Annotated in this window: 4 protein-coding genes and 1 pseudogene; all 5 read left to right on the top strand. The window is 33.7% G+C overall.

All coding sequences use genetic code 11. The annotated features are described in order from the left end of the window. Positions 1–329 (top strand): annotated as a pseudogene (gene tig, locus PP176A_RS13080) (trigger factor); the annotation flags it as partial. 21 nt (positions 330–350) lie between these two features. Further along, the gene (gene clpP, locus PP176A_RS13085; RefSeq protein ID WP_071140932.1) at positions 351–935 is read left to right on the top strand and encodes an ATP-dependent Clp endopeptidase proteolytic subunit ClpP; all 585 of its coding nucleotides are present in this window, start codon (positions 351–353) and stop codon (positions 933–935) included. A 19-nt stretch (positions 936–954) separates the two neighbouring features. After that, a complete protein-coding gene (gene clpX / locus PP176A_RS13090) occupies positions 955–2235 on the top strand; it encodes an ATP-dependent Clp protease ATP-binding subunit ClpX (protein WP_071140933.1) in 1281 nt (426 codons plus the stop codon). A gap of 103 nt (positions 2236–2338) precedes the next feature. Beyond that, entirely contained in the window at positions 2339–4699 is a 2361-nt protein-coding gene (gene lon / locus PP176A_RS13095; RefSeq protein WP_071140934.1) for an endopeptidase La, read from the top strand. After that, on the top strand, positions 4686–5294 hold the full coding sequence (gene yihA / locus PP176A_RS13100; RefSeq protein ID WP_071140935.1) for a ribosome biogenesis GTP-binding protein YihA/YsxC: 609 nt from the start codon (positions 4686–4688) through the stop codon (positions 5292–5294). Before lon ends, yihA begins: the two co-directional genes overlap by 14 nt. Positions 5295–5308: the final 14 nt, after the last annotated feature.

Raw genomic sequence — 5308 nt, forward strand, 5'->3', positions numbered from 1 at the left:
ATAGGCTGAAAATGCAAGGATTGTCTCTTGATAAATATTTTGAATTTGCAAATACTTCTTTGGAAAAATTAAAAGAGCAATTTAAAGAAAGATCTGGTAACAAAGTTAAGTCTGACCTTGTATTGGGTGAATTGGCAAAACAGGAAAATATTCAGGCTACAGAAGAAGAGATAGATAAAGAAATAGAAAAAATTGCTGCGGAATATAATCCAAAAGATACAGAAAAGTTTAAAGAAGACGTAAAAAAGGGAGATTTAGAATGGATTAAATCGGGTATAATTAAAGATAAGGCAATTGAATTGCTTATTAAAAATGTAAAATTCGTATAATGTTATGAGAGGGGTGTTTTGATGGCTTTAATTCCAATGGTAGTAGAACAAACTAATAGGGGTGAAAGATCTTATGATATATATTCAAGATTATTAAAGGAAAGGATTATCTTTCTTGGAGATGAAATAAATGATGTTACTGCAAATTTAGTTGTAGCACAGTTATTGTTTCTTGAAGCGGAAGATCCCGACAAAGATATTCAACTTTATTTAAATACTCCTGGTGGTGTTATTACATCTGGTTTTGCAATTTATGATACTATGCAGTATATAAAGCCCAATGTTTCTACTATATGCGTAGGAATGGCTGCAAGCATGGGAGCGTTTTTACTTGCCGCAGGTGCAAAGGGAAAAAGATTTGCTCTTCCGAATTCGGAGATTATGATTCATCAACCCTCAGGAGGAACTCAAGGGCAGGCAGAAGATATTAAAATTCGAGCAGAAAGAATAATTAAAATGAGGGAGAGAATAAATAAGATATTAAGTGATAGAACCGGAAAATCCTATGAACAAGTATCGAAAGATACTGATAGAGATTTTTTTATGAATGCAGACGAAGCTAAAAAATATGGTATAATAGATGAAGTGATTGAGTTTAAAAAATAACTTTAAGTGAGGTGTCACAATGGCAAAATATGATGACAAGCAGCTTAGGTGTTCTTTTTGCGGAAAGCCTCAGGACCAGGTGAGGAGACTTATTGCAGGACCTAATGTATATATATGTGATGAGTGTGTTGAACTTTGCCAGGAGATTATAAATGAGGAATTTGAAGATTCCTTTGATTATGAAGTAAAAGAACTTCCTAAACCTTATAAAATAAAAGAAACTCTTGATGAATATGTTATAAAACAAGAGAGGGCCAAAAAGGCCTTAGCTGTAGCGGTGTATAATCATTATAAACGTATTAACAGAAAATCAAATAAAAATAATGATATTGAATTACAAAAAAGTAATATTATTATGATTGGGCCTACTGGTTCAGGAAAAACTCTTCTTGCTCAAACTCTTGCCAAAATATTAAATGTACCTTTTGCTATTGCGGATGCAACTTCTTTAACAGAAGCAGGTTATGTAGGAGAAGATGTTGAAAACATCATACTAAAATTAATTCAAGCGGCGGATTATGATATTGAAAGAGCGGAAAAGGGTATAGTTTATATAGATGAAATTGATAAAATAGCAAGAAAAACGGAAAACCCGTCGATTACAAGGGATGTAAGCGGAGAGGGAGTACAACAGGCACTTTTGAAAATATTGGAAGGAACTGTAGCTAATGTACCTCCTCAAGGAGGAAGAAAGCATCCCCATCAAGAATTCATTCAAGTTGACACAACTAATATTTTGTTTATAGTTGGAGGAGCATTTGATGGATTGGAGAAGATTATCCAGAACAGAACCGGAAAGTCTTCCATGGGATTCGGAGCAAAAATTGAAAGTAAAACCAATTTGAGCGTAGGAGATATACTTAAATATATTCGACCTGAAGATTTAATTAAATATGGTTTAATTCCTGAATTTGTGGGGAGACTTCCTGTCGTTGTTACATTAGAGGAATTGGATAAACCATCTCTTGTTAAAATCCTTACTGAACCTAAAAATGCTTTGGTAAAACAATATAAAGAATTATTTGCAATGGATGATGTGGAGCTTGAGTTTGAGAAAGATGCTTTAGATCTTATATCCCAAAAAGCCATTGAAAGAAAAACCGGAGCAAGAGGACTCAGAAGCATTATAGAAGAAACAATGTTGGATATAATGTATGAAATACCTTCAAGGGATGATATAGAGAAATGTGTTATAACTAAGGAAACAATTATGAATGGTGGAGAACCTACTCTTGTGATTTCTGATAGAAAGAAAAAAGCAAGACAGAAAAAATCTGGGGAAAGAGAGACTGCATCATAATGAAAAAGGCTCACATGTTGGTGAGTCTTTTTCATTAATTTTTTCATAATATTAATTTAATAAGATAAACTATATTTAGTTATGTACATAAAGGAGTGAAAAAATGAAGTTAAACCCATATAGTATTTTAAAAAGAACCATACCTATCATAGCTTTAAGAGGAGTATCTGTTTTTCCCTATATGATTATTCATTTTGATGTAGGCAGAGATAAGTCTGTGAATGCACTGGAAAAGGCAATGGTAGATGATTCTCTAATTTTACTATGTTCTCAGAAGGATCCCAAAATAGATGAACCTGGGATAGATGATTTTTATCATATAGGGACTGTCTCGAAAATTAAACAAATGCTTAAACTTCCGGGAGGGAGTATAAGAGTTCTTATAGAAGGATTGAACAGAGGACGGATAGTAGATTTTACAGAAACGGATAAATATTTTGAAGCCGAAATAGAAGAGCTTACTTATGATCCGGAGAAAATAGGAAAAGATAAGGAAACGGAAGCCATAATGAGATTGGTACTGGATGATTTTCAGGAATATACTAACTTAAGCAACAGAATATCTCAGGATGTAATTGTTACTGTTGCCGAAATAGAAGATCCGGGAAGGTTTGCGGATATTATAGCTTCTTATATATATTTAAAGCCTGAATACGATCAGAAAATATTGGAAGCATTTGATTTTTATGAAAGATTGGAAATACTTCATAAAATGCTTCAGGAAGAAATAGAAATATTGAGAATTAAAGTTGATATCAATCAAAGAGTTAAGAAACAGATCACGCAAGTGCAAAAGGAATATTATTTGAGGGAAGAGATGAAAGCAATTCAAAAGGAGTTGGGTGAAGAAGACGAAGTATCTGAGGAAGTGGAATCATACAAGAATAAAATTAAAAAAGTAAAGATGCCTAAAGAAGTAAGAGATAAGGCAATAACTGAAGCAGAGAGATTATATAAGCTTTCTCCAGGTTCACCTGAAACGGGAGTTATAAGAACTTATCTTGATTGGATTATAGAACTTCCCTGGGATAAAGAAACTAAAGATAAGGTAGATCTAAAAAAGGCAAGAGAAATATTAAATAAGGATCATTATGGACTGACGGATGTAAAGGAAAGAATATTGGAATATATAGCTATAAGAAAGTTATCCGGAAATATGAAAGGACCTATACTGTGCTTTGTAGGACCTCCTGGGGTTGGGAAAACTTCTATAGCTAAGTCCATAGCCAAGTCTTTAAATAGAAACTTTGTAAGAATGTCCTTGGGAGGGATTCAAGATGAAGCAGAAATACGAGGACATAGAAGAACTTATGTAGGAGCGATGCCCGGAAGGATTATAAGTTTAATTAAAAAGGCAGGTTCAAAAAATCCTGTATTTTTATTTGATGAGATAGATAAATTAAATAGAGATTTCAGAGGAGATCCGGCAAGTGCATTGCTGGAAGTCCTGGATCCCGAACAAAATAATTCCTTTACAGATCACTTTTTGGAAGTACCTTTTGACATGTCAAAGGTGTTCTTTATAACTACTGCCAATACTACTATGACTATACCGGATGCACTCCTCGATAGAATGGAAGTTATAAGAATATCGGGGTATACGGAAGAAGAAAAATTAAAAATTGCGGAAGGCTATCTTCTTCCCAAGCAAATTAAAGAAAATGGTTTGAAAATGAAAAATTTATATATCTCCGAGACAGCATTAAAAACTATAATCAGCAATTACACCAGAGAAGCGGGAGTTAGAAATTTGGAGAGAAATATAGCCAATATTTGCAGAAAGTCGGCTAAAAGAATAGTTGAAGAAAATATCAACAGGGTGAGAATAAATAACGGGAATTTGCATAACTACTTAGGAGTAGAAAAATACAAGCACGAAGTAGTAAAAGAAAAGAATCAAGTAGGAATAGCAACAGGCCTTGCATGGACAGTATTCGGAGGGGAAATACTCTTTATAGAAGTAAATTGTATGAAAGGTACAGGTAAACTCCAACTTACGGGACAGCTCGGAGATGTAATGAAAGAATCCGCCATGGCGGGGATAAGTTATATAAGAGGGAATTTTTCTGATTTTGGTATAGACGAACAGTTTTATAAAGATACGGATATTCATATTCACGTGCCGGAAGGTGCAATACCTAAAGATGGTCCGTCGGCAGGTATTACTATGGCTACGGCAGTTATATCGGCTCTTTCCGGAAAGCCTATAAGAAGGGATACGGCCATGACAGGAGAAATAACATTAAGAGGCAGAGTCCTTCCTATAGGAGGAATTAAAGAAAAAGTCCTTGCGGCAAGTGAAGCAGGGATTAAAAGGATAATTCTTCCTTATGAAAATAAAAAGGATATGGAAGAAGTCCCCAAGAACATAAAGAAAAGGACTCAATTTATATTTGTGAGAAGTATGGATGAGGTGCTGAAATATTCTTTGTTGAATAAGGATGATAAAAATGAAAATAAATAAGTCTGAAATTACTGCATTAGCAGTTAATGAAAAACAATATCCGAAAGATAATAAATTTGAAATAGCATTTGCAGGAAGATCCAACGTAGGGAAATCGTCTCTAATAAATACATTGACAAATAGAAAAAGTTTAGCAAAGACAAGCAACAAACCTGGGAAGACCAGAACTATAAATTTTTATAATATAAATGATCAATTTCGACTGGTAGATTTACCCGGATATGGTTATGCTCAAGTGTCTAAGGGAGAAAAAGAAAAATGGAGCAAAATGATTGATGATTATCTTCACAACAGAGAAAACCTTGTGGAAGTAATTCTTCTTTTAGATATACGTCATGAACCTGGGGAGCATGATTTAACCATGTATAAGTGGATTAAATCCTATGGGTTTAACGGCATAGCTGTATGTACCAAATCCGATAAGCTATCTAAAAGTCAGATTACAAAACAGATTTCTGTAATAAAGAAGAAATTGGGAATTGCTGATGAAAACTTGATAATTCCATATTCTGCAGAAAAGAGAATGAATATTGAACTTATATGGGAAATAATAGAAGAAATACTTGAAGTAAATGAAAAGCAGCAATTAAAATAATTGCTGCTCTTTTA

It is taken from the genome of Sporanaerobacter sp. PP17-6a, assembly GCF_900095615.1.
Lineage (GTDB): Bacteria > Bacillota > Clostridia > Tissierellales > Acidilutibacteraceae > Acidilutibacter > Acidilutibacter cellobiosedens.